Here is a 26,027-nt window from a genome sequence, read left to right as displayed (position 1 = left end):
CGAGGTCGGCCTTCGCGGCGGGCGCGGCGTTCGGGCGAAGGCCCGCCTCGGCCGTGGGGGAGTCCCACCCGATCAGGTCGCACCCGGCGGGCCCGGAGGTGCGGGGCGGGGGCGGCCGACCCAGGAGGGCCGGTTGGCCGGCGCCCCCGCGGGCCGGCCAACGGCAGGACCAGCGATCAGATCCGGGCGTTCGAGGGGCCGCGGGTCGCCGAGAGGTCGCGGGCGACCGCCTCAGCGTCGCGCAGCGCCCGGACCGCGTTCGACCAGGTGAGTTTCGCCAGGTCGGCGTGGGACCAGCCGCGCCCGAGGAGTTCCGCCACGAGGTGGGGGTAGCCGGCCACGTCTTCCAACCCCGAGGGGGTGAAGGCGGTGCCGTCGTAGTCACCGCCGATGCCGATGTGGTCGATGCCCGCCACCTGGCGCATGTGGTCGAGGTGGTCGGCCACGGTCGCGGCGGTGGCCCTGGGGCGCGGGTGCGTCTCCTCGAAGGCACGGTGCAGTTCCATGGCCGCCGGGGTGGTGTCCAGGTGGTGGAAGCCGTGTGCGCGCAGGTTCTCGTCGGCGGCCTGCGTCCAGGCCACTGCGGCGGGCAGGATGAACTTCGGCACGAAGGTGGCCATCGCCACACCACCGTTGACCGGCAGTTGCGCCAGTACGTCGTCGGGAACGTTGCGCGGGTGCTCGCAGACCGCGCGGGCCGAGGAGTGCGAGAAGATCACCGGCGCCACCGAGGTGGCCAGGGCGTCCCGCATGGTCGTCGCGGCCACGTGCGAGAGGTCCACGAGCATGCCGATGCGGTTCATCTCCCGCACCACCTCGTGGCCGAACGCGGTGAGGCCACCCGCCCGGGGAACGTCGGTGGCCGAGTCCGCCCAGTCGATGTTGTCGTTGTGGGTGAGCGTCATGTAGCGCACCCCCAGGGCGTACAGGGCGCGCAGCGTGGCGAGCGAGTTGTTGATGGAGTGCCCGCCCTCGGCTCCCATCAGGGAGGCGATGCGCCCCTCGGTGCGCGCCCGCTCCATGTCTTCGGCGGTCAGCGCTCGAACGAGGTCGGCGGGGTAGCGCTCCAGGAGCTGGGCGACGACGTCGATCTGTTCCAGGGTGGCGCTGACGGCGTTGTCGCCCGCGAAGTCGGAACGGACGTAGACGGACCAGAACTGCGCGCCAACCCCGCCGGCCCGCAGCCGCGGGAGGTCGGTGTGCAGGTGCGCGGACTGGTCGGCGGCGATGTCACGCCGGGCGAGGTCGTAGGCGACCTGCTCCCGCAGGGCCCACGGCAGGTCGTTGTGGCCGTCGACGACTGGGTGCCGGGCGAGTAGCCCGCGCGCTTCGTCGAGGCGGGCGCGGGCGTCCTCGGTGCCGGTCGGGTCGGTCTGCGCGGCGGTCATCCGGCGACCTTGTTCCGTAGCCGCTTGCCCTTCTCGGTGGCCTGGTCGTTGAGCTCCTGCTGGAATTCCCGCATCCGGGCCAGCAGCTCGGCATCGTGGGAGGCCAGGATTCGGGCGGCGAGGAGTCCCGCGTTACGCGCGCCGGCCACGGAGACGGTGGCGACCGGCACTCCGGCCGGCATCTGCACGATGGACAGCAGCGAGTCCATGCCGTCGAGGTACTTCAGCGGTACCGGCACGCCGATCACCGGCAAGGGGGTGACGGAGGCGAGCATGCCCGGCAGGTGAGCGGCGCCCCCGGCGCCCGCGATGATCGCCTTGAGTCCTCGGTCGGCGGCCTGCTCTCCGTACGCGACCATCTCGCGGGGCATGCGGTGGGCGGAGACGACATCGACCTCGTAAGGGATCTCGAACTCGTCCAGGGCCTGGGCGGCGGCCTCCATCACGGGCCAGTCGGAGTCCGAGCCCATGACGATGCCGATGAGAGGGGGGTCTGCGGGGGTGGGGATGGCGGTGCTCATTCGGTGATGGATCCTCTGAGGTAGCCGGCTGCGTGGCGGGCGCGCTCCAGCACCTCGTCCAGGTCGTCGCCGTAGGTGTTGACGTGTCCGACCTTGCGGCCGTGCTTGACGTCCTTGCCATACATGTGGATCTTCAGCTGCGGGTCGTGCGCCATGCAGTGCAGGTAGGCCGCGTACATGTCGGGGTAGTCCCCGCCCAGTACGTTCGCCATCACCGTCCAGGGGGCCCGGGGCCGCGGGTCGCCGAGGGGGAGGTCGAGGACGGCCCGCACGTGGTTGGCGAACTGGGAGGTGATGGCCCCGTCCTGGGTCCAGTGCCCCGAGTTGTGGGGGCGCATGGCCAGTTCGTTGACGAGGATGCGACCGTCGGTGGTCTCGAAGAGCTCGACTGCCAGATGGCCGGTCACACCGAGCTCCGAGGCGATCCGTAGGGCCAGGGCCTGGGCTTGACCGGCGAGTTCCTCCGAGAGGCCGGGGGCGGGGGCGATGACCGTGTCACAGACCCCGTCGACCTGGATGGATTCCACGACCGGATAGGCCACCGCCTGACCGTGCGGGGAGCGCACGATGTTCGCGGCGAGCTCGCGGACGAAGTCCACCTTCTCCTCGGCGAGGACCGGCACGCCCGCGAGGAAGGGAGCAGCCGCCCCCTCCTCGTCCCGGACGAACCAGACGCCCTTGCCGTCGTAACCGCCACGCACCGTCTTGAGGATCACGGGGTATCCCCCGACCTCTGCCGCGAAGGCGCTCACGTCCGCCGGACCCGACACGATCCGGTGGCGGGGGCTCGGGGCGCCGATCTCGTCGAGACGGGCGCGCATCACCCCCTTGTCCTGGGCGTGCACCAAAGCCTCGGGCCCTGGCCGGACGGGTACGCCGTCCGCCTCCAGGGCCCGCAGGTGCTCGGTGGGCACGTGCTCGTGGTCGAAGGTGATCACGTCGCAGCCGCGTGCGAAGTCGCGCAGCGTGTCGAGGTCGCGATAGTCGCCGATCACGACATCGCCGACGACCTGCGCCGCGGAGTCCTGCGGAGTGTCACTGAGGAGCTTGAATCTGATGCCGAGGGGGATACCCGCCTCGTGGGTCATGCGGGCGAGCTGACCGCCGCCGACCATGCCGACTACCGGGAACGTCACTCCACCAGGGTATCCGGCGCATGCGGGTGGCCGTCCGGCGCCCGTCGACGGCAGTCGGTCCGGCGGCCACCCGACATTCATCTCCCGAGCCCCGAGCACCGACAGGGGGCGCCGCTTACCATGGCCTGGTTGACGCATTCGAGGACAGGGGCTGAAAGATCACATGAGCGCGTCGAAACCGGGAGCCCTGGTTGCCGGGGCGCGGGGGCTCGCTCGCGAGGTCGCCAAGTTCGGTGCCGTGGGTGGCCTCGGCCTCCTGGTGAACCTCCTCGTCTTCAATCTGCTGCGCCACTTCACCGACCTCCAGGTGGTACGGGCGAGCTTCACGGCCACCGTGGTCGCGATCTTGTGCAACTACGTGGGCTTCCGGTACTTCGCGTACCGGGACCGGGACAAGAACGGACGCACCCGCGAGTTGACGCTGTTCCTGCTGTTCAGCGCGGTGGGGGCGGTGATCGAGAACGGCGTTCTCTATACGGCGACCTACGGTTTCGGCTGGGACGGACCCCTTCAGAACAACTTCTTCAAGTTCTTCGGCATCGGGGTGGCCACCTTGTTCCGTTTCTGGTCGTACCGCACCTGGGTGTTCCGCACCGTGGCGCCGGCGGGTGCCGATTCCGCCCCCGAGCCGGTACCGGTCGGGCGCGGCTGAGCGGCCCGATCGCTCAGCGGACCGTGGGGGGCGCTTCCACCCGTTCGCGGGTGGTGCGGCTCAAGAAGAGCGCGAACACGGGGGGCTGGGCTTGTACCAGCTCAAGCCGCCCACCGTCCGCCTCCGCGAGGTCACGGGCCACCGCGAGGCCGATACCGGTGGAGTTGCGGCCGCTGATGGCCCGCTCGAAGATGCGGTTGCCCAGGTCGGGAGGGACGCCCGGCCCTTCGTCCGTGACCTCGATGACGGCTTGGTTACCGGTGACCCGGGTGCGCAGCGCGACCGTCCCGCCACCGTGCATGAGCGAGTTCTCGATCAGGGCGGCGAGGACCTGGGCGACCGCGCCCGGGGTGCCCACCGCCCGCAGGCCCTGCTTGCCCGACCGTACGATGGCCCGCCCGGCGCTGCGGTACGCCGGCCGCCACTCCTCCACCTGCTGTTTGACCACCTCGTCGAGGTCGAAGGGCACGGCGGATCCGGTACGTGGATCGCGGGAGTTCGTCAGCAGCCGCTCCACCACGTCGGTGAGTCGTTCCACCTGCGTCAACGCGATCGAGGCCTCCTCCTTGACCGTGTCCGGGTCATCGGTGAGGGAGATCTCCTCCAACCGCATCGATAGTGCGGTCAGTGGGGTGCGCAGCTGGTGGGAGGCGTCGGCGGCGAGCCGCCGCTCCGCGGTCAGCATCCGGGCGATCCGCTCGGCGCTGGAATCCAGCACGTCGGCGACCCGGTCGAGCTCGGGCACCCCGTAGCGCTTGTGGCGCGGCCTGGGGTCGCCGGAGCCGAGCCGTTCGGCGGTCTCCGCGAGGTCGGTCAGCGGTGACGCCAGCCGGTTGGCCTGCCGTACCGCGAGGAGCACTGCCGCGACCACCGCGAGCAGGGCCACCGCCCCGACCACGAGCAGGGTGCGACCCACTTCGCTGGTGACGCTCTCCCGGGACTCTTCGACGACGACCAACTCGCCGCGATCGCCTCGGGCCGTGCCCCTGATGACGCTGCCGGAGAGAGGTTGGCCTACGTCCACCGGGCCGTGGCCGGGCAGGGAGATCCGTGCGTGGTGGCCCGGGGCCAGCTGTTCGGCGAGCACCGCCGGGTTGAGGTCCTGCTTCTCCAGGACCCTCGACTCCACGGTTCCCAGGAGGCGCAGCGCCTCGGACTCCACGCTCTCCTGGGCGCTGTTGGTGATCGTCCGGGTTTCGACGATCACCAGCGACACGCCGAAGACGGCGATCACGACGAGCACCACGGCGAGGGTGGAGTTGATCAGGCGGCGGCGCATGGTGCGGGAGGCTCAGCTCTTCTCGAAGCGGAAGCCGACCCCGCGGACGGTGGCGATGTAGCGCGGGTTGGCTGCGTCGTCGCCCAGCTTCTTACGGAGCCAGGAGATGTGCATGTCGAGGGTCTTGGTGGAGGACCACCAGGTGGTGTCCCAGACCTCGCGCATCAGCTGGTCACGGGTGACGACCCGGCCGGCGTCGCGGACCAGGACCCGGAGCAGGTCGAACTCCTTGGCGGTGAGCTGGAGCTCTTCCTCGCCCATCCAGGCCCGGTGGGATTCGACGTCGATGCGCACCCCGTGGGTGGCTGGAGGCTGCGCGGGCTCGGTCGCGCCGCGCCGCAGGAGGGCGCGGACCCGGGCGAGGAGTTCGGCGAGCCTGAAGGGCTTGGTGACGTAGTCGTCGGCGCCGGCGTCGAGCCCGACGACGGTGTCGACCTCGTCGGCCCGTGCGGTCAGGACCAGGATGGGGAAGCCGTGACCTTCGGCGCGTAGCCGACGGGCCACTTCCAGCCCGTCCATCCCGGGCAGTCCTAGGTCCAGGACGACCAGATCGACGCCGCCCTGCAGTCCCGCGTCCAGGGCGGTGGGCCCGTCCTCGCGGACTTCGACCTCGTATCCCTCCCGGCGCAGGGCTCGGGCCAGCGGCTCCGAGATGGATGCGTCGTCCTCGGCGAGCAGTACACGCGTCATGTGGGTGATGGTAGTCCGCGGTGGCGTGAGCCTGTGGTGTGATCGCCAAGCGCTCCGATGCCCCTTGGCATCTATCACCGCCCTCCAGCAGGGATCATGGAATCCATGCAAATGGTTGCAGTTTCACCTGTGATCCATCTCTCAACTCCCTCCAATTCGGGCATTGCTGTGTCGTATGGTGGCGAGACAGCTGATGTACTACTCAAGGGACCTTTGTGCCGTACGAAGCACTAAAGGTCTCTATTTCTGTCCGGGCCCGGCCTGCCGGCCCCGCTGACGGTGAATGACCTGTGGGCCGGGCCCGCCGCGCGTGGATAGCGGGCGGCGGGCGTGGATCCCGGTGGGACCTGCTCGTCCCGCCGCCACCTCGGTGACGGCGGGAGCCCCGTGGAAGGGGGCGCTTGCGTCCCTCCGGTGCCGGCTACCCCCCACCGGGCGCAACCCCGCTCACAAGGCGGAGCGTCCCGAGCAAGCAAGGATCGACCATGGCGTCAAGCCTGACGAAGGACCTGGCCGAAAGTTCCGGCGAGAAGACCTTCTTCGGCCACCCCCGCGGCCTGGCCACACTGTTCATGACCGAGATGTGGGAGCGCTTCTCCTACTACGGCATGCGGGCCCTGCTCGTCCTGTACCTGGTCTCCGGCGGCGTGGACGCCGCGAAGGGCAGCCAGGGCGGCGGTCTCGCGATGTCGATGGCCACGGCCACGGCGATCTACTCGGTGTACGTCGCGATGGTCTACCTGATGGCCATGCCCGGCGGCTGGTTCGGCGACCGGGTCTGGGGCGCCCGAAAGACCGTCACCATCGCGGCCACCGTCATCATGGCCGGCCACCTCGCGCTCGCGCTGCCCGGCCAGGCGATGTTCTTCGTCGGTCTGGCGCTGGTCGCGGTCGGCTCCGGCCTGCTGAAGGCCAACATCTCCACGATGGTCGGCCACCTCTACGACGGCCCCGAAGACAGCCGCCGGGACGGTGGCTTCACCCTCTTCTACGTCGGCATCAACCTCGGCGCCTTCGTCGCCCCGCTCGTCATCGGCACCGTGGGCGAGACGGTCAACTGGCACCTCGGCTTCGCCCTCGCGGCGGCCGGCATGGCGCTGGGTCTGGCCCAGTTCCTCTTCGGCACCCGCCACCTGAGCGCGAAGAGCAGCATCGTCCCGAACCCGCTCAGCGCGGCGGAGCGCACCGGCGTCATCACCAAGGTCCTCGGGATCACCGCTGTCGTGGCGGTCTTCTACGGCGGTGTCGTGGCCCTCGGCATGTTCACCCTGAACTGGGCACTGGTACCGATCGCCCTGGCCGGCCTGATCATCCCGATCGCCGTACTGGCGCGCATCCGGCGCGACAAGGACCTGTCCGGCCCCGAGCAGTCGAAGATGACCGCCTACATCTGGTTCTTCGTCGCCGCAGCCGTGTTCTGGATGATCTACGACCAGGGCGGCTCCACCCTGTCCCTGTTCGCCGATGACAAGACCTCGGACACCGTGCTCGGCCTCGGTTTCCCCGCGACCTGGTACCAGTCGCTGAACCCGCTGTTCGTGATGGCGCTGGCCCCGGTGTTCGCGTGGCTGTGGCTGTGGCTGGCCCGCAAGAACCAGGAGCCCAACACCATCGTGAAGTTCGCGATGGGCCTGGTGCTGGTCGGCGGATCCTTCTTCGTCTTCGTCGTCCCGATGAACATGGCGGGCGACGGCACGCTGGTCTCCCCGATGTGGCTGGTCTCCATCTACATGATCCAGACCATCGGTGAGCTGTGCCTGTCCCCGGTCGGCCTCTCGGTCACCACCAAGATGGCGCCGCAGAAGTACGCCTCCCAGATGATGGGCGTGTGGTTCCTCGCAGTCACCGCCGGCGACTGCACCACCACCCTGCTCGCCCTCGCGGGCGTGGACCTGAACGGCAGCGCGGTGATCGCCCTGGAGGCGACCGCGGCTCTCGTGGCCGGCATCGCGGTCTACGTCTACCGCGGCAAGGTCAAGGCCCTGATGGGCGAGGTGCACTGACACTCCCCCGCTCCACGTCCCTACGCGGCGGCCCGGTACACACCTCGGTGTACCGGGCCGCCACGCATGAACCCGCGTATGACTGCGGGCGCGGGAGGTTCACCGAATACCGCGTGAGCGGTGGCGCGGCCTGAGCACGAGGACCGCTGCGCCAAGCAGTGCGACCGTGCCCGCGACCAGGCCGAGGGCCCGCAGGCCACCGCGACCCGCGGAGCCGGTGTCGGCGAGCCCGCCTGCGGAGCCCGAACTGGCACCGCCCGCCCCCGAGGACCCGCCGTCGGCGCCACCGGAACCACCGCTCGTACCGCCCGGCTGCGCCGCGGTGTCGAGCTCCAGGGAGACCGCACTGGAGACCGCCTCACAGGGGACCTCGATGTCGCCGAGTGTCACCGCGATCGTCAACCGGCCGGGAGACAGGGTGGTCTTGCCGGTGCTGCCCGGCTTGTAGGTGCCGGTCATATCGGCCAGGTTGACCGGCTCCCCGCTTCGGATGGGCTGCTCGTTGGCGGGACCGGTGACCGTGACCGTGCCGCTGTCGGCGCCGCCGAGCTTGATCTCCATGGAGGGTTTGAGGGCGCCTGCGGGCAGGTCGGCGGGGCTGTTCATCACCGCCTTGCCGGTGATGACGGTCAGGTCGAAGGAACCGCCCTCTCGCCGCGCGTTCACCGTCACCGGTGAACTCACCCGATCGGGGACGAAGGGCTTGCAGTCGTAGACGACCGTGACCTGCTCGCCCGGGAACTCGCTCCGCTCCTGACCGGTGGCGCTGGCGGACGGGGTCGTAGGCGGGGCGGTCCTCGAAGGGGTGGCGGAAGAGCCGGGGGAGGAAGTCGCCGAAGCGGTCGCCGAGGGACGGGGCGTGCGGGTCGCCGAAGGGGTCGCACCACCACTGGGCTCGGCGGCGCCGGTCACCTTGATCGTGGCCGCCGCCCGCACCGCCTCCTTGGGAGTGCACACGGTGTCGGTGCTGATGATCTGGCTGACGTTGATCGTGTATCGGTCGGGGGTGAGGGTCACCTCGCCGACCCGGGTCAGCCTCAGCCGACCCGTCATCTCCGAGAGCACCATCGGCCCGCCCTTGGCGATGGGCGGGTTCTTCCGCAGGCCCGTCACGGCCAGTTCACCGCTGGCCGCGCCGTCGAGTTTCAGGAAGCCGGAAGGCTTCACCACATCCCGGTCGAGGTCCAGGATGTCCGGGTTCTTCGAGGCTGCCCTGAGGGTCTTCCAGACCACCTCCACCTCCTCCCCCACCTCAGCGGTGGCCGGTGCGGTGACCTCGACGGTGGTCTCGCCCTGGATCGGCGGCAGCTGGGAGACCGCGGGCGGTACGCACTCGGTGCGAAAGGAGATCCCGCTGGCCCGGGCGGGGCCCGCGGCCAGCAGCACTCCCGTGCCCACGAGCGTGACCGCGGCGACGCCGGCGCTCGTCCTCCATGGGGTGGTCACGGCTGTCCCTTCGTCGTCGGGGAGTTCTCGGGCGCTGCGCCCTGCGGGGTCGAGGGCTCACCCTCGGCCCGTTCCGGCCGGGGCGTGTCCGGCTCCGCCCGCCGTTCGGCGCCCGCCCACGGCCCGGGCCGGTCGGCTGGCGTCGAACCGGGCGGCACGGCCGGTGGCACCTGCCCGTCCGGTCCTCTCGGGCGGTCGGCTTGGTCTTCACGCCCGGCAGTTCCGGGCCCGTCCCCGTCAGCGCGAGGCTCCTCGAACGGCGGTCGGGCCCGCTCCACGACCGCCATGCCGATGCGGAAGGCGGCGGCCGGCACCACCAGGGCGAGCAGGACCCAGAAGAGGGTGACCCCCCAGGGTCGGGTGACTCCCCACGGTTGCAGGGCAAGGACCCTCTCCCCGTGCTTCAGCGAAACCAGGTAGTCCCCGTGGGCGCCAGCCGGCAAGCTGACCTCCAACTCCACCCGGGCCTTCCCACCGGCGGGGATGGTGCCCCGCCACTGCCGTTCCTCCCACACGGGTGCGAACACCCCGCGCGCCGTCCCGATCTGGAAGCGGGGGTCCTCGGCGGGCGCCGAACCGAGGTTGCCGACGGTGAGTTGGAGGCGGCGGGAGGGCGGCGCCCCGAACCAGGTGAGGACGCTGTCCGCGCCGTTCAGGCGGGGGGCGGACAGCAGGGTGAGGCGCGCCGCGCCGGAGGGCGGCGGAAGCGCCGCCACCGCGTGACCGGTGATCTTCACGGGAGCGTCAGCGGTGGCCTGGCTCCCCGTGACCGCGGCCACGTGGACCACACAGGGACAGGGTTTGGGCGGTGCGGCGAGCGGCAGTTGGGCGGCGAAGGCCCCACCGCTCCCGGTACTGACCACGCGCCCCTCGGAGTTGGCGCAGCTGCTGGTCCCACCGATCATGTTCTGTCCGCAGACCAACAGCATCAGCAGGCTCTTGGGGCTCCACCCGGTACCCGAGACGGTGATCTCGGTGTCCTTGGCGGCCTCGACCAGGGAAAGGCTCACGGTGTGCCGAGGTTCCTCGGCGGCCCTGGCCGGCCCGCCGCCCCCCGTGATGAGGACGAGGACGAGGGCGATCACTACGACGACCTGGGTCACCGCGGTCGGTCGGCCGGGGACGAAGGGGGCGGACCCTGGGCGCGAAGCCATCGGTCAGGCTCCGAGACGCTGCCCACGCCGGGTGAGCCAGAGCACTCCGCCGACACCGACCAGCACCACCGTCCCACCCAGCGTGCCAAGGGCCAGCGCCGAGTCCAGGGGGCCGGTCTGCGGCAGGGTGGTGGGCGTTCCACCGCCCCTCCCGGAGTCGGTGGGGGCGGCGCCGGTCGCCGTGACGGCCATCTGGAGTGCCGGGGCGGGGCTGTTGCCCGGGGTGCAGGTGGTCGTGGTCATCATGGCTTTGATCGTGAGCACACCCGGGGTGAAGGTGACCGTGCCGCTCTTGGTGGGCGTGTAGGTACCTGAGAGGTCGCTGATCTTGATGGGGGTCTCGGGCGGGATCGCTTCCGCGTTGGGCGGGCCGGAGACCGCCACCGTGCCGCTGCCGGCTCCACCGACCTCGATGACTGCGCTGGGGCTCATCGCTCCCTTGCCGAGCTCGATGGGGCTGGAGGAGACGCCCTTCTGGAAGGTCATCGTCAAGGTGTAGGAGGAGCCGCTCTTCACGGCCCTGATGTCGATCGGGGAGAGCGCGGACTTGTCTCCGATCGGCGTCTTGCAGTCGTACTGGACGTCGACGACGGTGGCGTGGGCGGCCGGCGCGGCCATCAGCAGCGCCGGGCCGACCAGTGCCGCCGCGCAGGCGAGCACGGCGGAGCGTTTCCGTTTGGACACCGCAGGTTCCCCTCAGGCCAAGATTGCTGACGGCACATCAGATTTGGCGCTCAAGGTACGCCGGGGCCCGTGTCGAGGGAAGAGACGGGACAGGCCGGATCCTGCGCCCGTACGCGCTGGATCCGGCCCGTCTCGCCGAGCGGGTCACCCCGTTCAGGACACCCGCAGCCCCCGCTGCCACACTGCCTCGACCAGCGGAACCCCCGGACGGTAGGCGAGGTGGACGTGACTGGGCGCGTCCAACAACGCCAGGTCGGCGCGGGCGCCCGGGGCGAGCCTGCCCACATCGGTGCGGCGCAGCGCACGGGCGCCACCAGCGGTCGCGGCCCACAGGGCCTCGTCAGGGGTCATCCCCATGTCCCGGACTGCCAGCGCGATACAGAAGGGCATCGAGCTGGTGTAGGAGGACCCGGGGTTGCAGTCAGTGGAGAGCGCCACGGTCGCGCCCGCGTCAAGGATCCGGCGGGCGTCGGGCCACTGCGCCCGGGTGGAGAACTCCGCCCCCGGCAGCAGCGTGGCCACGGTCTCGGAGTTGGCCAGGGCGTCGACGTCGGCATCCGTCAGGTAGGTGCAGTGGTCAGCCGAAGCGGCTTGCAGTTCGACGGCGAGCTGCACCCCCGGACCGAAGCCCAACTGGTTGGCGTGGACCCGCGGAAGCAGACCGCGCGCCTTCCCGGCGGTGAGGATCGCCCTGGCCTGATCGCCGTCAAAGGCCCCCCGTTCGCAGAACACGTCGATCCAGCGGGCGTACGGGGCGCAGGCCTCCAGCATCGGTCCGGTGACGAGGTCCACGTACGCCGCCGGGTCCTCGGCGTAGTCCGGGGAGACGATGTGCGCGCCGAGATAGGTGACCTCCTCGGTGTGCGCCGCCGCGATCCGCAGGGCCCGTGCCTCGTCCTCGACCGTCAGCCCGTAACCGGACTTGGTCTCGAAGGTCGTGGTCCCCTGCCTCCGGGCTTCCGCGAGATGACGCAACAGATTGGCTTCCAGCGCCTCATCCGAGGCGGCTCGGGTGGCGGCGACGGTGGTACGGATGCCACCAGCCGAATAGCTGCGCCCGGACATCCGCGCGTTGAACTCGGCGGTGCGGTCCCCCGCGAACACCAGGTGCGAGTGGGAGTCCACGAACCCCGGGATCACGGCCCGGCCCGCCGCGTCGAAGACCTCGTCGGTGGCCGGCGCCTCGTCGGCCGCGCCGACCCAGGCGATGCGCCCTGCGTCGATGGCGAGGGCCGCGTCCTGGATCAGGCCGAGGGGGGAGCCGTCCCCGAGGGAGGGGTCGTTGGTGACCAGATTCGCGATATGGGTGATGAGAGTGGTCGCGGTGTTCACCGCGGGCGCTTCGGCCATGGTGCGGACTGACTCCTTCAGCGGTGGGCGGCGGCGATCGTCTCGGCAAGGGCTGCGGGCACGTCCGGGACCAACTGGTGGACCCCGTCCCGAACGATGTGGCGGCCCGCCACGACCGTGTGGCGGACATCTGCCGCCGAGGCGGCGAACACCGCGGTCTCGCCACCCCGTTGCGGTGCGGGACCGGCCGTGCGAACCGAGTCCAGGGCGATCGTGGTGAAGTCCGCCGGGGCGCCCGCCGCCAAGGCACCCGCACCGACCCAGCCGAGGGCCGCGTGGCCGGTCGGGCCGGCGGCGCGCAGCAGCGCGCCCGCGTCCCAGTGCCCCCGGGTGCGGCTGCGCAGCCGTTCGTTGAGCTCCATTGCGCGGGCCTCCTCGAAGAGATCGATGACGGCGTGGCTGTCGCTGCCGAGCGACAGAGGACTGCCCGCCCGCTGGAGTTGCAGGGCCGGTCCGATGCCGTCGGCGAGGTCACGCTCGGTGGTGGGGCACATGCAGGTGCCGGTGGCGCTGCCGCCGAGGAGGGAGATGTCCTCGTCGGTCAGGTGGGTGTTGTGCACGCCGGTGGTCCGCGGCCCGAGCACCCCGTGGTCGGCGAGCAACCGGGTGGGGGTGCAACCGTGCGCGGCCAGACAGGCCTCGTTCTCCGCCGGCTGCTCCGAGAGGTGGACGTGCAGCGGGGCACGGCGCGCGGCGGCCCAGGCCGCCACCGTGGGGAGCTGCCCGGCCGGAACGGCCCGGACCGAGTGGACGGCCGCCCCGATCCTGGCGTGCGGGCTCTCCTTGAGCGCGTCCACCCGCTCGGCCCACGCTTCGGCGGTGCCGTCGCAAAAACGCAGCTGATGGGGCTCGGGTGCGGCACCGAAACCGGCGGAGAGGTAGGCGGTGTCGAGCAGGGTGATGCGGATGCCCGCGTCCGCGGCGGCGGCGATCAGGGCTTCGCCCATCGCGTTGGGGTCCTGATAGCGGCGACCGCCGGGCGCGTGATGGAGGTAGTGGAACTCGCCCACGGCCGTGATGCCGGCCAGGGCCATCTCGGCGTACACCGCCCGCGCCAGCGCGTGGTAGCTGTCCGGGGTGAGCGTCTGGGCGACGAAGTACATGGTCTCGCGCCAGGTCCAGAAGGTGCCCGAGCCGGCTTGGACGGTCGAGCGCAGCGCCCGGTGGAAGGCGTGGCTGTGCGCATTGGCCAGGCCCGGCAGTGTCAGGCCTCGCAGTGTCTGGGTGCCGGGCGGGGCACTGGGGTTGTTGGTGTGGACGCCGGTGATCCGGCCGGCGGTGACGTCCAGGACCACGCCCGACTCGACCCGGTCGCCGGACCAGGCGTGCTCCAGCCAGTACCTCGAATCGGGCTCCGGTGGGGTCTCGGTGGGCTCCGGTTGCACGGTCAGCGGCACGCGAGACCTTCCAGTACGTCAGCGAGGGCGAGGACTCCGGCGAGGCAGTCGTCCTCCTCGGCGAACTCGGCCGGGGAGTGCGAAACGCCGGTGGGGTTGCGTACGAACAGCATGGCGGTCGGGATCGATCCGGAGAGGATTCCGGCGTCGTGTCCCGCACCGGTGCCGAGGACCGGGACGCGGCCTCCGAGGATGCGGTTCATCTCGTCGCGCAGCGCGTGCTCGAACTCGATGACGGGGGTGAAGGACTCACGGACGATCTGCAGGTCCACCCCGTCGCGTTCGGCGTGCTCGCGGGCCGCCTTCTCGATGCCGGTGACGACGGCGTCGAGGGAGTCCTGGTCGGCGGCGCGCGAATCGAGCCAGCCACGGACCAGGGAGGGAATGGCGTTGACGCCGTTCGGCTCGACCGCGATCTTGCCGAAGGTGGCGAGCGCCCCGGCGAGGCGGGCCTCCTCGCGGGCGGCGAGGACGGTCTGGGCGTAGGTCAGCATCGGGTCTCGGCGGTCCACCAGCCGGGTGGTGCCCGCGTGGTTGGCCTCGCCGTGGAAGTCGAAGCGCCAGCGGCCGTGCGGCCAGATCGCCGAGGCGATGCCGACGGTGTCGCCCGACAGGTCCAGGGCCCGGCCCTGCTCGACGTGGAGTTCGACGAAGGCACCGATCCCGGCGAGCCGCTCGGGGTCGGGGCCGATGAGGTGCGGATCGTACCCGGCAGCCTCCATGGCCTGCGGGAGGCTGACCCCTTCGGTGTCGCGCAGCTCGTGGGCCTGCTCGCGGGTCAGCGCACCGGAGGTGAGCCGGGAACCAACGCAGGCCAGGCCGAAGCGCGCGCCCTCCTCGTCACCGAAGTTGGTGATGGCCAGGGGCCTGGAGAACTCCGCACCCCTGTGGCGGAGTTCGTCCAGGGCCGCGAAGGAGGACACCACTCCGAGGGGGCCGTCGAAGGCGCCGCCGTCGGGGACGGAGTCCAGGTGCGAGCCGGTGACCACGGCGTCGCCGGCCCCGGGGTCGCCGAGCCAGGCCCACTGGTTGCCGTTGCGGTCGAGTTCGTAGGTGAGGCCGCGGGCCTCGGCCTGGGCCTGGAACCAGGCCCGGCAGTCGGCGTCCGCACCGGTCCAGGCGTACCGGCGGTAGCCACCGCTGTCCGGGTGGCGGCCGAGGGGCCGCAGTTCGGCCCACATCTGGTGGAAGGAGGGGCCGGTACGGCCCTCGGCAGCCGGGTTCACGCGGAGCCCTCCCGCATGGGGACGCGGACGCCGCGCTGGTCGGCGACGGATTCGGCGATGTCGTAGCCCGCGTCGACGTGGCGGATGACTCCCATGCCGGGGTCGTTGGTCAGGACGCGGCGGATCTTCTCTCCGGCCAGCTTGGTCCCGTCGGCGACGGTGACCTGGCCGGCGTGGATGGAGCGTCCCATGCCGACGCCGCCGCCGTGGTGCAGGGAGACCCAGGAGGCGCCGGAGGCGACGTTGACCATGGCGTTGAGCAGCGGCCAGTCGGCGATGGCGTCGGATCCGTCGAGCATGGCCTCGGTCTCGCGGTAGGGCGAGGCGACGGAGCCGCAGTCCAGGTGGTCACGGCCGATGGCGAGCGGCGCGGCGAGTTCACCGGAGGCGACCATGTCGTTGAAGCGCTCGCCCGCCTTGTCGCGTTCGCCGTAGCCGAGCCAGCAGATGCGGGCGGGCAGGCCCTGGAAGTGGACGCGCTCTCCGGCCATCTTGATCCAGCGGTGCAGGGACTCGTTCTCGGGGAAGAGGTCGAGCATCGCCCTGTCGGTCTTGGCGATGTCGGCCGGGTCGCCCGAGAGCGCGGCCCAGCGGAAGGGGCCCTTGCCCTCGCAGAACAGGGGGCGGATGTAGGCGGGAACGAAGCCGGGGAAGGCGAAGGCCCGTTCGTAGCCGGCCAGCTGTGCCTCGCCGCGGATGGAGTTGCCGTAGTCGAAGACCTCGGCGCCGGCGTCCATGAAGCCGACCATGGCCTCGACGTGTCGGGCCATGGACTCGCGGGCCCGCTGGGTGAAGTCGGCGGGCTTCTCGGCCGCGTAGGTGGCCATGTCCTCGAAGGGGACGCCGACGGGCAGGTAGGCGAGGGGGTCGTGGGCGGAGGTCTGGTCGGTGACGATGTCGATCGGCGCGTTCATCGCCAGCAGCTGCGGGAGGAGTTCGGCCGCGTTGCCGAGGAGGCCGATGGAGAGCGGCTTGCGCTGATCGCGGGCCGCGGTGGCCAGCTGGAGGGCGTGGTCGAGGTTGTCGGCGCGCACGTCGAGGTAGCGGTGCTCGATGCGGCGTTCGATCGCCCGCGGGTCGCAGTCGATGCAGAGGGCCACGCCGTCGTTCATCGTGACGGCGAGCGGCTGGGCGCCTCCCATGCCGCCGAGTCCGGCGGTCAGGGTGATGGTTCCGGCCAGGGTGCCGTTGAACTTCTTCGCGGCGACGGCGGCGAAGGTCTCGTAGGTGCCTTGGAGAATGCCCTGGGTGCCGATGTAGATCCAGGAACCGGCCGTCATCTGGCCGTACATGGTCAGGCCAAGAGCCTCCAGACGCCGGAACTCCTCCCAGTTGGCCCAGTCGCCGACCAGGTTGGAGTTGGCGATCAGGACGCGGGGGGCCCACTCGTGGGTCTGCATCACGCCGACCGGGCGGCCGGACTGGACGAGCATCGTCTCGTCCTGCTTGAGGGTCTGCAGGGTGCGGACCATGGCGTCGTAGGACCGCCAGTCGCGGGCGGCCTTGCCGGTGCCGCCGTAGACGACGAGCTTGTCTGGGTGCTCGGCGACCTCGGGGTCGAGGTTGTTCTGGAGCATCCGGAGGGCGGCTTCCTGCTGCCATCCCAGGGCGCTGAGTTCGGTACCGCGCGAGGCCCGTACGGGGCGGGGTCCTGACATGGCTGTGCCTCCTCCGATGTTGGTCAATCCATTCACATAGTCGCCCCCTGAATAGATCCAGTCAACAGCTGCGGGTCCGCCCACCGGATGATTGGCTGAGTACATGGCCACCGAGGGGCTAGCCGCAGACACCACCGAGGATGGCTCGCGGGCCCGCGCCGCGCGCCGGGACCGAGCCGTACGGGCCGCCGTGGCCCACCACCTGGTGGGCGGCGAACCCACGGCCGAACCACTCGTGTGCCTGCTGGACCTGGCGGGCATCCGGGCTTCCGTCGCCGCCCTGCACACCGCCTTCGCACAGGCGCTCGTGGCGGATACACCCGTGCTGCACGCCTTCGCGGTGAAAGCGGCTCCGCTGGTCCCGGTCCTGCGACTGCTCGCGGACGCCGGCATGGGCTGCGAGGTCGCCAGCGCGGGAGAACTCGCACTGTCCGGGGCCGCCGGAGTGCCCCCCGGGCGAACCGTGCTGGACTCCCCCGCCAAGACCACCGCCGAACTGCGCGAGGCCCTCGCCCTCGGAATCGCCGTCAACGCGGACAACCACCAGGAACTGGAGCGGCTCGACGCCCTCGTGGCCAGCGCGCCCACCCGTTCCCCCCTCGGCCTGCGCGTCAACCCGCAGATCGGCGCGGGCACCATCGCCGCCACCTCCACCGCCACACCCACCTCGAAGTTCGGTGTGGCGTTGCGCGACGGGGACGCCCGCGCCCGGGTGCTGCACGCCTACCGCGAGCGCCCTCGGCTGAGCCGCCTGCACACCCACTCCGGATCCCAGGGCGTACCCCTGGCGCTGCTGGCCGAAGGCGTCCGGGAGGCGTACGAGCTGGCCGAGGAGATCAACGCGGCGGCCGGACGGCGCCAGGTCGACACCCTGGACATCGGCGGCGGGCTACCGGTCGACTTCCACTCGGACGAACACCAACCGAGCTTCGACGCCTACGTGCACGCCCTGCGCAAGGCGGTCCCCGGGCTCTTCGCCGGCGGCTACGGGCTGGTCACCGAATTCGGCCGGTCCCTGCTGGCCAAGCACGGTCTGGTGCTCGCCCGGGTGGAGTACACCAAATCCGCCGGCGGACGCCCCATCGCACTGACTCATGCGGGTGTTCAGCTGGCCACCCGCACCGTCTACGCACCGACCGCCTGGCCACTGCGGGTCCTGGTCTACGACGGCTCCGGCCTGCCACGCGGAGGCCGGCCACTGGTCCAGGACGTGGCGGGGCCGGCGTGCTTCTCTGGCGATCTGATCGCCAGAGAACGGGCCCTGCCCGCGCTGGCGCCGGGCGACCTGGTGGCGCTCTTGGACACCGGTGCGTACTTCTTCACAACCCCGTACGGCTACAACAGCCTCCCCCGGCCGGCGGTGTACGGCTTCGACCTCACGGCGGACGGCGAGGTGCACTTCAAACCGGCTAGGGCCGCGCAGTCGACGGCGCAGATCGTCGCCGAAGCCGGCGGGGACCTACGCGACGCCCTACTGGGCCCCTGATCTCAAGGCACCACGGCACGAGGCGCCCCGGTCGGGGCTTCGCCGTGGTTCGAACGCGAACTGCCGCGGAGCCAGCGGGCCAGCCCGCGGCGCCCGTACTCGACACCGTCACACGCCCCTCGAAGACACGGGGCACCCCGGAGGCTTCGCTGGCCGAGCGGGACTTCCCCATCGCGGCTCAGTCCACGAACAGGCCGCGGGCAGCCGCCTTGGCGTCGAACTCCTCCAGGCGCGCCTGGGCGTCCGGCAGCCCGTCCGCCATCGCCTCCAGCAGGACCCGCCCCAGCAGCATGGGGGCGCAGGCCGTGTCGAAGGCCAGGCCGGTGCCCACGGCCGCTGGGATCAGCAGGTCACTGTGGCGGGCCACCGGCGCGAAGGCGGAGTCGGCGACCGTGACGACCTTCAACCCGCCGCCCCTCGCGTACTCCAGGGCGTCGAGGACCTCGCGGGGGTGACGGGGCAACGCGAAGCAGAGCAGGGCGGACGCACCGGCGCTGCGGGCCGCGTCCAGCCGGTCCGCCAACAGCGAACCGCCCTCGTCCAGGAGGCGGACGTCCGGGTGGACCTTGGCGGCGAAGTAGGAGAAGCCGCGGGCCTGGGAGGACGCCGCCCGCAAGCCCAGCACGGGCAGCGGACGAGAGGCGGCCAGCAGTCGCCCAGCCTCCTCGACCGGGGCGGGGTCCGCCAACATCGCCGAGAGGTGGCGCAGGTTCTCGATCTCGGCCTGGACCGCCTGCTGGTAGGAGTTGTACGGAGTGTCGCCCTCGTCCCGCTCGGCCGGAGCGACTTCTCGCAGGTAGCGGCGTAGGGCCGGGTAGCCGTCGAACCCGAGGGCGACCGCGAAGCGGGTCACCGAGGGTTGACTGACACCGGCGAGCTCCGCGAGTTCGACACTGGAGAGGAAGGCGACGTCAGAGGCGCCGCGCACCATGCAGTGGGCGATGCGCCGCTGGGTCGGGGTCAGCCGGTGCCCCTCGAACAGCTTCTGCAACCGTGCGGCCGGGCTGTCGCTCATGTCCGTCCCCCTGATCCTGACTCCGTATTCACTCAGGAGCACTCTGCATGCCGGTATGCAAGACGGCAAGCGGGGTCCGCCGGGTCCGGGCCACCCCCACCACTGATGCGGGGGATAGCCCCACTGTCCCGGCCGGCTCGCGCTCCGTACCGTAGGGGCATGGATGCTCCCCGCACAGGCCTGGACAAGGTCGAGCTGGACAAGATCGAGCTGGGTCAGGAACTCGATGCGGCCGTCAAGGCCCGCCGCGACTTGGGCCCGGAGTACGAGAGCGCCCTGGTGGACTCGTTCATGGAGAAGCTGGAGGCCCGCCTCGATGGTGCGGCGGACCGCCACGTGCGACGCCGGCTTGCCGAGCAGCAATTGGCCGCGACCCGTAGCGGACGCCACCTGGCGGGCACTCGATCCGGTCTCACTGATCGCTTCGGCTTTGCGGTCGGTGCGCTGGTCCTCGCCATCCCGCTGTCCGCGATCGGCGCCGCCCATGCCGGCGGCTGGGGCCTGCTGGTGGTGTGGACCGGGATCTTGGGCGTGAGCTTCTCCCAAGGCTTCCGGCTGCGCCGGCGCGGCGACTCGGGCTGACCTGCCGGGGACCGCCGTCACCGCCCGTACAGCCGGGTCACCGCGGGTGGGGTGGGGACCGCCGCACCCCCGGTGACCCGGGGGGCGGGACGACGGCGGTCCCCACCCAAGGACGCGGACCGGGTCAGGGCCGGTCTCACGCGTCCGCGGCGCTACGGGAGTCCGGGAGCCGCTCCGGAGCGTCCTTGACGCCGTTCCTGGTGCCGCGAAGGGGATCCGCCTAGAACTCCCCCCCGCCGACACCCCCACTGTGCGGGACGCGTGTTAAGGCGGTGCTGCCACCACGTGTCGGTCCCGTACCCGTTGCGCAAACCCGGGGGCGCGGCCAGCCACCAGGACGGCCGCGCCCCCGCGCCGGGCTTGCCGAAGATCAGGCGCCGCGGGCCAGGAAGGCGAGCAGGTCCTGGCGGCTGACCACACCGGTCGGCTTGCCCTCGACCAGCACGATCGCCGCGTCCGCCGCGCCGAGCACCTTCATCAGATCGCCCACCGACTCACCTGAACCGACCTGCGGGAGCGGCGCGCTCATGTGCTTCTCCAGGGGGTCGCTGAGCGAGGCGCGCTGCGCGAACAGCGCGTCCAGCAGCTCGCGCTCCACCACCGAGCCGACGACCTCAGCGGCCATCACGTCCGGGTGTCCGGCCCCCGGCTTGACGATGGGCATCTGAGAGACGCCGTACTCGCGCAGCACGTCGATGGCCTGGCCGACCGTCTCTTCGGGGTGCATGTGGACCAGCGAGGGCATGGTGCCCTGCTTGTCGGCGAGGACCTCGCCGATCCGGGCGGAGGTGCCGGCCTCCTCCAGGAAGCCGTGGCCGGCCATCCACTCGTCACTGAAGATCTTGCTCAGGTAGCCGCGTCCGCTGTCCGGGAGCAGGACCACCACGACGTCATCCGGTCCGAGCGGCTCCGCCGCGCGCAGGGCGGCGACGACGGCCATGCCGCAGGATCCGCCGACCAGCAGGCCCTCCTCCTTCGCCAGGCGACGGGTCATCTGGAAGGAGTCCTTGTCGGACACCGCGATGATCTCGTCGGTGACATCGGCGGCGTAGGCGCTGGGCCAGAAGTCCTCGCCGACCCCCTCCACGAGGTACGGACGGCCGGAGCCACCGGAGTAGACGGAGCCCTCCGGGTCAGCACCGATGATCTTCACGGCACCGTCCGAGACCTCCTTCAGGTACCGGCCGGTGCCGGAGATGGTGCCGCCGGTGCCGACGCCGGCGACGAAGTGCGTGATCTTCCCCTCGGTCTGCTCCCACAGCTCGGGGCCGGTGGTCTCGTAGTGCGAACGGGGGTTGTTCGGGTTGCTGTACTGGTCCGGCTTCCAGGCGCCCGGCGTCTCGCGGACCAGCCGGTCGGAGACGTTGTAGTAGGACTCGGGGTGCTCGGGGTCGACGGCGGTAGGGCAGACCACGACCTCGGCGCCGTAGGCCCGCAACACGTTGATCTTGTCGAGCGAGACCTTGTCGGGGCAGACGAAAATGCACTTGTAGCCCTTCTGCTGGGCCACGATGGCGAGTCCGACTCCGGTATTTCCGCTGGTCGGCTCGACGATCGTGCCCCCGGGCTGGAGAGCGCCGCTCTGCTCGGCGGCCTCGACCATCCGCATGGCGATCCGGTCCTTCACAGAACCGCCCGGGTTGAAGTACTCGACCTTCGCGAGCACCGTGGCCTGGATGCCTTCAGTCACGTGGTTGAGCTTCACCAACGGGGTGTTGCCGATGAGGCTGATCATCGAGTCGTGGAATTGCACCATGTTCTCCAAGGACAGGACTCCACGGGTTCTCCGGGAGGTGCGGCCAGCGTATGTCGAAAGCGATTGGCCGGCGGTCCCCACGGGGCAGTTAGCCCTTGTAAGGGCGGCCGGGCGGCCGGCGCTACCGTGGCGAGAGGCCTGACGAGGAGGTGGCGAAGACGGTGTCCAGAGCGAGGACGGCGCGTCGGATTGCGGCAGGCGCAGCCTTCGGCGGCGGTGGGATCGGGCTGCTGGGTGCTGCCACGGTGGGGGTGCTGCTGGCGGAGGTCCAGCTGGCGAAGCGGACCGTGGGGACGGTGACCACCGACCGGACCTCACCACCGAGCGCCGATGGCATGTACGGCACGGAGTTCGCCAGGCCGGGCCAACCCGCGCTCCGCATGGCGATGCTCGGCGACTCCACGGCCGCGGGGCTGGGAGTCCACCGGGCCCGGCATACCCCGGCGGCGTTGCTCGCCTCCGGGCTCGCCTCGGTCGCGGAGCGGCCGGTGCTGCTCCGCGGGGTCGCCCTCTCGGGTGCGATGTCGAACGATCTGGACCGGCAGGTGCGGTTGCTGCTCGCGGACGGGGCACAGCCGCCGGACGTGTGCGTGATCATGATCGGCGCCAATGACGTCACCCACCGGATGCCCCCGACCCAGTCGGTCCGGCTGCTGACCGACGCGGTCCGACGGCTGCGCACGGCGGGGGCCGAGGTCATCGTCGGGACCTGCCCGGACCTGGGCACCATCGAACCGGTCTACCAGCCGCTGCGCTGGCTGGCCCGGCGGGTGTCGAGGCAGCTGGCAGCGGCTCAGACCATCGGGGTGGTCGAGCAAGGCGGGCGTACCGTCTCGCTCGGCGACCTGCTGGGGCCGGAGTTCGCGGCCCGTCCCCGCGAGCTGTTCGGGCCGGACGCGTACCACCCCTCGGTGGAGGGTTACGCGACCGCGGCGATGGCCGTGCTGCCGACGCTGTGCGCCGCGCTCGGGCTGTGGCCCGAGGCGGACCGCCTGGACGCCTCCCGCAACGAAGACATGCTGCCGGTCGCGAAGGCCGCCTCGGCGGCTGCCGGCGAGGCCGGTACGGAGGTCCTCGCGGGCCGTGCCCCCTGGGCCCTGCTCAAGCACCGCCGGCGGCAGCGGCTCGCCGGGGCCGACCCGGTGGACGCCTCGGGGGCGGAGCCGGTACTGCCGGAGCCGGCGCCCTGAACACCCTCGGCGGCGGCATCCGTGTCCGCCGGGAGTCCGCGCGCCCCACCCGGGCGACTGAGCGTACGCTTAAGGGCTCCCACGGGGTGGGGTTCGGCCGGGGGCGACGCGCATCACATCCTCCCGGCGATGACCTTGCCCCTACGGGCCGGTAACTTCACCTTCGGTCCTGCCGTCCACCCGCACTCCTGGAGCCGTGATGCCCGAAGCAGTCATCGTTTCCGCCGCCCGCTCGCCGATCGGCCGCGCCTTCAAGGGCTCCCTCAAGGACGTCCGCCCGGACGACCTGACGGCCACGATCATCCAGGCCGCCCTGGAGAAGATCCCTTCGCTCGACCCCCGCGAGATCGACGACCTGATGCTGGGCTGCGGCCTGCCGGGCGGTGAGCAGGGGCACAACCTCGGCCGCATCGTCGCCGTCCAGATGGGCATGGACCACCTGCCGGGCTGCACCATCACCCGCTACTGCTCCTCCTCCCTGCAGACCTCCCGGATGGCGCTGCACGCCATCAAGGCAGGCGAGGGCGACGTCTTCATCTCCGCGGGCGTGGAGATGGTCTCGCGCAGCACCAAGGGAAGCTCCGACGGCCTGCCGGACACCCATAACCCGCTCTTCGCCGAGGCCGAAGCGCGCACCGCACAGGTCGCCCAGAGCGAGGGCGCCGACTGGCACGACCCGCGTGCGGACGGCCTGCTGCCGGACGCGTACATCGCGATGGGCCAGACTGCCGAGAACCTGGCCCGACTCAAGGGCGTCACCCGCCAGGAGATGGACGAGTTCGGCGTCCGCTCTCAGAACCTGGCCGAGGAAGCCATCAAGAAGGGCTTCTGGGAGCGCGAGATCACCCCGGTGACCACCCCGGACGGAACCGTGGTGTCCACCGACGACGGTCCGCGGGCCGGAGTCACCCTGGAGGGCGTCCAGGGCCTCAAGCCCGTCTTCCGCCCCGACGGCCTGGTCACCGCCGGCAACTGCTGCCCGCTGAACGACGGAGCCGCCGCCCTGGTGATCATGAGTGACACCAAGGCGCGGGAGCTGGGACTGACCCCGCTGGCCCGGATCGTCTCGACGGGCGTTTCCGGCCTTTCTCCGGAGATCATGGGCTACGGGCCCGTGGAGGCCTCCAAGCAGGCCCTGGGCCGCGCCGGACTGACCGTGGCGGACATCGACCTCTTCGAGATCAACGAGGCCTTCGCCGCCCAGGTCATCCCCTCCTACCGCGACCTGGGCATTCCGCTGGACAAGCTCAATGTCAACGGCGGCGCGATCGCGGTTGGCCACCCCTTCGGCATGACCGGGGCCCGGATCACCGGCACGTTGATCAACAGCCTGCAGTTCCACGACAAGCAGTTCGGTCTGGAAACCATGTGTGTCGGCGGCGGCCAGGGAATGGCCATGGTCATCGAACGTCTGAGCTGAGAGCCGGCATCTTCGCTGGCCGGAAGCGGGGTCGTACGTATTACCGACAAAGGGACGAATCCTCCCGCGCTCCGGCTGTGACCTAATCGCCCCCAGGATGTGACCTACGTCCTGGGGGTTTGCCGAAACCACAGGTCACTATGGTTCGAGCCGATCCCGACAGGCCCAAAGGCCTGTCCATTTCATGACGTATTGCACTGCCCGCCATTCCCAGGCGAGGACAAGCTGATGTAGGAAGTCGGGGGATCGAAACCACAGGAGTTAGCCAGTGAGCGCCATGTCTCTTGCCCTGCTGCTGACCGCAGCCGCTGCCACGGCCGCGGGCGCTGCCGCCCTGTATGCCGTACACGGACTGCGGCGTCAGGTCCGCGCCCTGCGCGGCGAACTGGCGGCGTCCAACCACCCGAGCACCCTGGTACCGCACGCCCGCACCGGCACCGAGACGTCCTCCGCGGAAATACGGGCCGCCGTGGCCGAGGCGCTAGCGGAGGAGCGGGAGCGCGAGCTGGCCGAGGCCCGCGCGTTCTGGGCCGCCCAGGAGGCCAGGGACGCCGCCGACGCCCCCTCGCTCCTGGGGGGGCTGCCCGGACTCGGCGAGGACGCCCCGCCGCTCTACCTACCGCGCCAGGCCGACCTGGTGGGCCTCGACCTCGACCTGGACCCGCTGCTCCCCGAAGAGGCGGACCACGACGAGCACCCGGCGGAGGACTCCCCCGAGCTGGCCGCGGCCCGTCGACGCCACCCCTCCCACCCCGACTTCGTCCCGGTCCAGAGCACGCCGAGCGGCGACCACGAGCGCACCGTCAGCCGCCTCGAACAGCTGGCGCAGTCCCGCACCGCCCTGGTCGACGTCCGCCCCGGCCCCCTGGGCACCCTGGACGTGTACGTCTTCACCGACGGCACCACGCTGTGCATGACCCCGGGCCACCGGGAGACCGCGGAACGCCTCGCCGAGGCCCTGCGCACCGGTGACACCCCGGTGCTCCTCGGCGGCTCCGGCATCTCCGGCGCATACGCCCTCACCTTCTCCTGCGGCGAAGACGCCGAGGACAACGTCTACATCCTCGCGGACCGCGTCATCGCCTCCCTCTGACCGCCCCACCGCAGGGCGGCCACACGCCCGGCTGGCCCGGCTCCTCAGCCGAACGCCCGCTCGCGCGCCGCTTCCACGAGTCCCACGGCTTCCACCACGGCCCCGTCCGTCTCGGTCGGGGCACTCGGGCCCGCGCCGACGGCCGGGCCCTCGGCGCCGTGCGCCCGCAGTGCCTCGGCCAGGTCCGCGCCGGCCACGCAGAGCTGGTCGGCCACGATGAAGATCCCGGCGTCCGGCATCACCCGGGGCTCACGCTCCGGCTCAGCGAGCCGCTGGGCACGGACGGAGAGCTCTCGGGCGAGCGCGAGCCCCTCGGCCGCGGCGCCCCGGCGCAGCCGGCTCTGCGGGGCGGCCCTGAGTCGGTCGGCGAATCGTTCCACGGCTGCGGTAAGCGACGAGATATCGGACACGCCGCGACCCTACGCGCCCGTCCGGCACTGTTGCCAACGGACCGACGTTCCGGCACCGTTGCGTGAAGGACCAGCACACGGCACGTCCCCCGGAGGCGCCCATGTCCGTAGAGTTCTCGGAGATCACCCACCGGAACATGCTCGCCAGAATCCCCGAGACCACCGGTCGTGAAGTATCCGACTGGCTCCGCGCGGTCGAGGAGGGCCCCTCCCTCGTCCGCTTCGAGGAAAAGGTCAGCTGGCTGCGCGGCGAACACCCCCTGTCCTACGGGCAGGCGAAAGCGATCATCCACGAGTTCGACCTACGCCGAGCCGCGCGCAAGCGCGGCTGACGTCAGGCCCCCACCCGTTCTGGAAACGAGGGGGGGGGGGGGGGGGGGGGGGGGGGGGGGGGGGGGGGCGGGGGGGCGCGGCGGCGGGGGGGGGGGGGGCGCGGGGGGGGGGTGGGGGCGCCACAGCACACCGCAGCGAACGGACACCCACCACGCCCA

23 protein-coding genes are annotated in these 26,027 nt (G+C 71.3%); 8 read left to right on the top strand and 15 right to left on the bottom strand.

Features of this window, described 5'->3' with window-relative positions:
• Window positions 1-176 precede the first annotated feature (176 nt).
• The 3 genes from ACFYMC_RS18485 to ACFYMC_RS18475 are packed head-to-tail and all read right to left on the bottom strand — an operon-like array spanning window position 177 to window position 3,024.
• Window positions 177-1,388 (bottom strand): dipeptidase, encoded by a 1,212-nt coding sequence (locus tag ACFYMC_RS18485; RefSeq protein ID WP_388526034.1) that lies wholly within the window; start codon window positions 1,386-1,388, stop codon window positions 177-179.
• Window positions 1,385-1,909, bottom strand: a complete 525-nt coding sequence (gene purE / locus ACFYMC_RS18480) for a 5-(carboxyamino)imidazole ribonucleotide mutase (protein ID WP_388526031.1) — start codon at window positions 1,907-1,909, stop codon at window positions 1,385-1,387. Before purE ends, ACFYMC_RS18485 begins: the two co-directional genes overlap by 4 nt.
• Window positions 1,906-3,024, bottom strand: a complete 1,119-nt coding sequence (locus ACFYMC_RS18475; RefSeq protein ID WP_388526135.1) for a 5-(carboxyamino)imidazole ribonucleotide synthase — start codon at window positions 3,022-3,024, stop codon at window positions 1,906-1,908. Before ACFYMC_RS18475 ends, purE begins: the two co-directional genes overlap by 4 nt.
• A 184-nt stretch (window positions 3,025-3,208) precedes the next feature.
• Here ACFYMC_RS18475 and ACFYMC_RS18470 point away from each other — a divergent pair, with 184 nt between their 5' ends.
• The gene (locus ACFYMC_RS18470) at window positions 3,209-3,697 is read left to right on the top strand and encodes a GtrA family protein (RefSeq protein ID WP_388526028.1); all 489 of its coding nucleotides are present in this window, start codon (window positions 3,209-3,211) and stop codon (window positions 3,695-3,697) included.
• A gap of 13 nt (window positions 3,698-3,710) precedes the next feature.
• Here the strand turns inward: ACFYMC_RS18470 and ACFYMC_RS18465 are convergent, their stop codons facing one another.
• Complete coding sequence (locus ACFYMC_RS18465) at window positions 3,711-4,976, bottom strand: ATP-binding protein (RefSeq protein ID WP_388526025.1); 1,266 nt, start codon at window positions 4,974-4,976, stop codon at window positions 3,711-3,713.
• 12 nt (window positions 4,977-4,988) lie between these two features.
• Window positions 4,989-5,666, bottom strand: coding sequence for a response regulator transcription factor (locus ACFYMC_RS18460; protein ID WP_226734440.1), 678 nt, complete (start codon window positions 5,664-5,666; stop codon window positions 4,989-4,991).
• Between the two features lie 485 nt (window positions 5,667-6,151).
• Between ACFYMC_RS18460 and ACFYMC_RS18455 the strand changes: the two genes are divergently transcribed.
• Window positions 6,152-7,669, top strand: coding sequence for a peptide MFS transporter (locus ACFYMC_RS18455; RefSeq protein ID WP_388526022.1), 1,518 nt, complete (start codon window positions 6,152-6,154; stop codon window positions 7,667-7,669).
• A 99-nt stretch (window positions 7,670-7,768) separates the two neighbouring features.
• Here ACFYMC_RS18455 and ACFYMC_RS18450 read toward each other — a convergent pair whose 3' ends face one another.
• The 7 genes from ACFYMC_RS18450 to hutU form a co-directional block, all read right to left on the bottom strand.
• Window positions 7,769-9,115, bottom strand: coding sequence for a hypothetical protein (locus ACFYMC_RS18450; protein WP_388526020.1), 1,347 nt, complete (start codon window positions 9,113-9,115; stop codon window positions 7,769-7,771).
• Window positions 9,112-10,269 carry a hypothetical protein gene (locus tag ACFYMC_RS18445; RefSeq protein ID WP_388526017.1) on the bottom strand — a complete coding sequence of 386 codons (1,158 nt, stop codon included), beginning with the start codon at window positions 10,267-10,269 and terminating at the stop codon, window positions 9,112-9,114. Before ACFYMC_RS18445 ends, ACFYMC_RS18450 begins: the two co-directional genes overlap by 4 nt.
• Before the next feature lie 3 nt (window positions 10,270-10,272).
• On the bottom strand, window positions 10,273-10,953 hold the full coding sequence (locus tag ACFYMC_RS18440; RefSeq protein ID WP_388526014.1) for a peptidase: 681 nt from the start codon (window positions 10,951-10,953) through the stop codon (window positions 10,273-10,275).
• A gap of 153 nt (window positions 10,954-11,106) precedes the next feature.
• Entirely contained in the window at window positions 11,107-12,303 is a 1,197-nt protein-coding gene (gene hutI / locus ACFYMC_RS18435) for an imidazolonepropionase (protein ID WP_388526011.1), read from the bottom strand.
• 17 nt (window positions 12,304-12,320) lie between these two features.
• A complete protein-coding gene (locus ACFYMC_RS18430) occupies window positions 12,321-13,700 on the bottom strand; it encodes a formimidoylglutamate deiminase (RefSeq protein ID WP_388526008.1) in 1,380 nt (459 codons plus the stop codon).
• Window positions 13,691-14,881, bottom strand: a complete 1,191-nt coding sequence (locus ACFYMC_RS18425) for an allantoate amidohydrolase (RefSeq protein WP_388526133.1) — start codon at window positions 14,879-14,881, stop codon at window positions 13,691-13,693. The genes ACFYMC_RS18430 and ACFYMC_RS18425 overlap by 10 nt, the downstream gene beginning before the upstream one ends.
• A 41-nt stretch (window positions 14,882-14,922) precedes the next feature.
• Entirely contained in the window at window positions 14,923-16,584 is a 1,662-nt protein-coding gene (gene hutU, locus ACFYMC_RS18420) for a urocanate hydratase (RefSeq protein WP_388526005.1), read from the bottom strand.
• Window positions 16,585-16,687: 103 nt separating this feature from the next.
• Between hutU and ACFYMC_RS18415 the strand changes: the two genes are divergently transcribed.
• A complete protein-coding gene (locus ACFYMC_RS18415; protein ID WP_388526002.1) occupies window positions 16,688-18,070 on the top strand; it encodes a diaminopimelate decarboxylase in 1,383 nt (460 codons plus the stop codon).
• A 178-nt stretch (window positions 18,071-18,248) separates the two neighbouring features.
• Here ACFYMC_RS18415 and ACFYMC_RS18410 read toward each other — a convergent pair whose 3' ends face one another.
• Window positions 18,249-19,085 carry a MurR/RpiR family transcriptional regulator gene (locus ACFYMC_RS18410; RefSeq protein WP_388525999.1) on the bottom strand — a complete coding sequence of 279 codons (837 nt, stop codon included), beginning with the start codon at window positions 19,083-19,085 and terminating at the stop codon, window positions 18,249-18,251.
• A 159-nt stretch (window positions 19,086-19,244) separates the two neighbouring features.
• Between ACFYMC_RS18410 and ACFYMC_RS18405 the strand changes: the two genes are divergently transcribed.
• Window positions 19,245-19,667 carry a hypothetical protein gene (locus tag ACFYMC_RS18405; protein ID WP_388525996.1) on the top strand — a complete coding sequence of 141 codons (423 nt, stop codon included), beginning with the start codon at window positions 19,245-19,247 and terminating at the stop codon, window positions 19,665-19,667.
• 370 nt (window positions 19,668-20,037) lie between these two features.
• Here ACFYMC_RS18405 and ACFYMC_RS18400 read toward each other — a convergent pair whose 3' ends face one another.
• Window positions 20,038-21,420 (bottom strand): cystathionine beta-synthase, encoded by a 1,383-nt coding sequence (locus ACFYMC_RS18400; protein ID WP_388526131.1) that lies wholly within the window; start codon window positions 21,418-21,420, stop codon window positions 20,038-20,040.
• A 164-nt stretch (window positions 21,421-21,584) separates the two neighbouring features.
• On the opposite strand from ACFYMC_RS18400, the gene ACFYMC_RS18395 reads away from it, so the two are divergent.
• The 3 genes from ACFYMC_RS18395 to ACFYMC_RS18385 all read left to right on the top strand — a co-directional run bounded on the left by ACFYMC_RS18395 (window position 21,585) and on the right by ACFYMC_RS18385 (window position 25,126).
• Window positions 21,585-22,613: an SGNH/GDSL hydrolase family protein gene (locus tag ACFYMC_RS18395; protein WP_388525993.1), complete on the top strand. Its 1,029-nt coding sequence runs from the start codon at window positions 21,585-21,587 to the stop codon at window positions 22,611-22,613.
• Window positions 22,614-22,812: 199 nt separating this feature from the next.
• Window positions 22,813-24,033: an acetyl-CoA C-acetyltransferase gene (locus tag ACFYMC_RS18390; protein WP_388525991.1), complete on the top strand. Its 1,221-nt coding sequence runs from the start codon at window positions 22,813-22,815 to the stop codon at window positions 24,031-24,033.
• 277 nt (window positions 24,034-24,310) lie between these two features.
• Window positions 24,311-25,126, top strand: coding sequence for a hypothetical protein (locus ACFYMC_RS18385; RefSeq protein WP_388526128.1), 816 nt, complete (start codon window positions 24,311-24,313; stop codon window positions 25,124-25,126).
• Window positions 25,127-25,170: 44 nt separating this feature from the next.
• Here the strand turns inward: ACFYMC_RS18385 and ACFYMC_RS18380 are convergent, their stop codons facing one another.
• Window positions 25,171-25,536, bottom strand: a complete 366-nt coding sequence (locus tag ACFYMC_RS18380) for a hypothetical protein (protein ID WP_388525988.1) — start codon at window positions 25,534-25,536, stop codon at window positions 25,171-25,173.
• Between the two features lie 101 nt (window positions 25,537-25,637).
• Here ACFYMC_RS18380 and ACFYMC_RS18375 point away from each other — a divergent pair, with 101 nt between their 5' ends.
• Complete coding sequence (locus ACFYMC_RS18375; protein WP_388525985.1) at window positions 25,638-25,868, top strand: DUF4287 domain-containing protein; 231 nt, start codon at window positions 25,638-25,640, stop codon at window positions 25,866-25,868.
• The last annotated feature ends 159 nt before the right edge of the window (window positions 25,869-26,027 follow it).

Source organism: Streptomyces sp. NPDC006879, from assembly GCF_042869595.1.
In the GTDB taxonomy this organism is placed as follows: domain Bacteria; phylum Actinomycetota; class Actinomycetes; order Streptomycetales; family Streptomycetaceae; genus Streptomyces.
This window is presented reverse-complemented; position numbering and strand designations above follow the sequence as displayed.

Excerpts from the sequence above, each read along its gene's own strand:
- ACFYMC_RS18485 (WP_388526034.1), bottom strand. The coding sequence starts at position 1,388 with ATGACCGCCGCGCAGACCGACCCGACCGGCACCGAGGACGCCCGCGCC.
- purE (WP_388526031.1), bottom strand. The coding sequence starts at position 1,909 with ATGAGCACCGCCATCCCCACCCCCGCAGACCCCCCTCTCATCGGCATC.
- ACFYMC_RS18475 (WP_388526135.1), bottom strand. The coding sequence starts at position 3,024 with ATGGTCGGCGGCGGTCAGCTCGCCCGCATGACCCACGAGGCGGGTATC.
- ACFYMC_RS18470 (WP_388526028.1), top strand. The coding sequence starts at position 3,209 with ATGAGCGCGTCGAAACCGGGAGCCCTGGTTGCCGGGGCGCGGGGGCTC.
- ACFYMC_RS18465 (WP_388526025.1), bottom strand. The coding sequence starts at position 4,976 with ATGCGCCGCCGCCTGATCAACTCCACCCTCGCCGTGGTGCTCGTCGTG.
- ACFYMC_RS18460 (WP_226734440.1), bottom strand. The coding sequence starts at position 5,666 with ATGACGCGTGTACTGCTCGCCGAGGACGACGCATCCATCTCGGAGCCG.
- ACFYMC_RS18455 (WP_388526022.1), top strand. The coding sequence starts at position 6,152 with ATGGCGTCAAGCCTGACGAAGGACCTGGCCGAAAGTTCCGGCGAGAAG.
- ACFYMC_RS18445 (WP_388526017.1), bottom strand. The coding sequence starts at position 10,269 with ATGGCTTCGCGCCCAGGGTCCGCCCCCTTCGTCCCCGGCCGACCGACC.
- hutI (WP_388526011.1), bottom strand. The coding sequence starts at position 12,303 with ATGGCCGAAGCGCCCGCGGTGAACACCGCGACCACTCTCATCACCCAT.
- ACFYMC_RS18425 (WP_388526133.1), bottom strand. The coding sequence starts at position 14,881 with ATGTGGGCCGAACTGCGGCCCCTCGGCCGCCACCCGGACAGCGGTGGC.
- hutU (WP_388526005.1), bottom strand. The coding sequence starts at position 16,584 with ATGTCAGGACCCCGCCCCGTACGGGCCTCGCGCGGTACCGAACTCAGC.
- ACFYMC_RS18415 (WP_388526002.1), top strand. The coding sequence starts at position 16,688 with ATGGCCACCGAGGGGCTAGCCGCAGACACCACCGAGGATGGCTCGCGG.
- ACFYMC_RS18410 (WP_388525999.1), bottom strand. The coding sequence starts at position 19,085 with ATGAGCGACAGCCCGGCCGCACGGTTGCAGAAGCTGTTCGAGGGGCAC.
- ACFYMC_RS18405 (WP_388525996.1), top strand. The coding sequence starts at position 19,245 with ATGGATGCTCCCCGCACAGGCCTGGACAAGGTCGAGCTGGACAAGATC.
- ACFYMC_RS18390 (WP_388525991.1), top strand. The coding sequence starts at position 22,813 with ATGCCCGAAGCAGTCATCGTTTCCGCCGCCCGCTCGCCGATCGGCCGC.
- ACFYMC_RS18385 (WP_388526128.1), top strand. The coding sequence starts at position 24,311 with ATGTCTCTTGCCCTGCTGCTGACCGCAGCCGCTGCCACGGCCGCGGGC.
- ACFYMC_RS18375 (WP_388525985.1), top strand. The coding sequence starts at position 25,638 with ATGTCCGTAGAGTTCTCGGAGATCACCCACCGGAACATGCTCGCCAGA.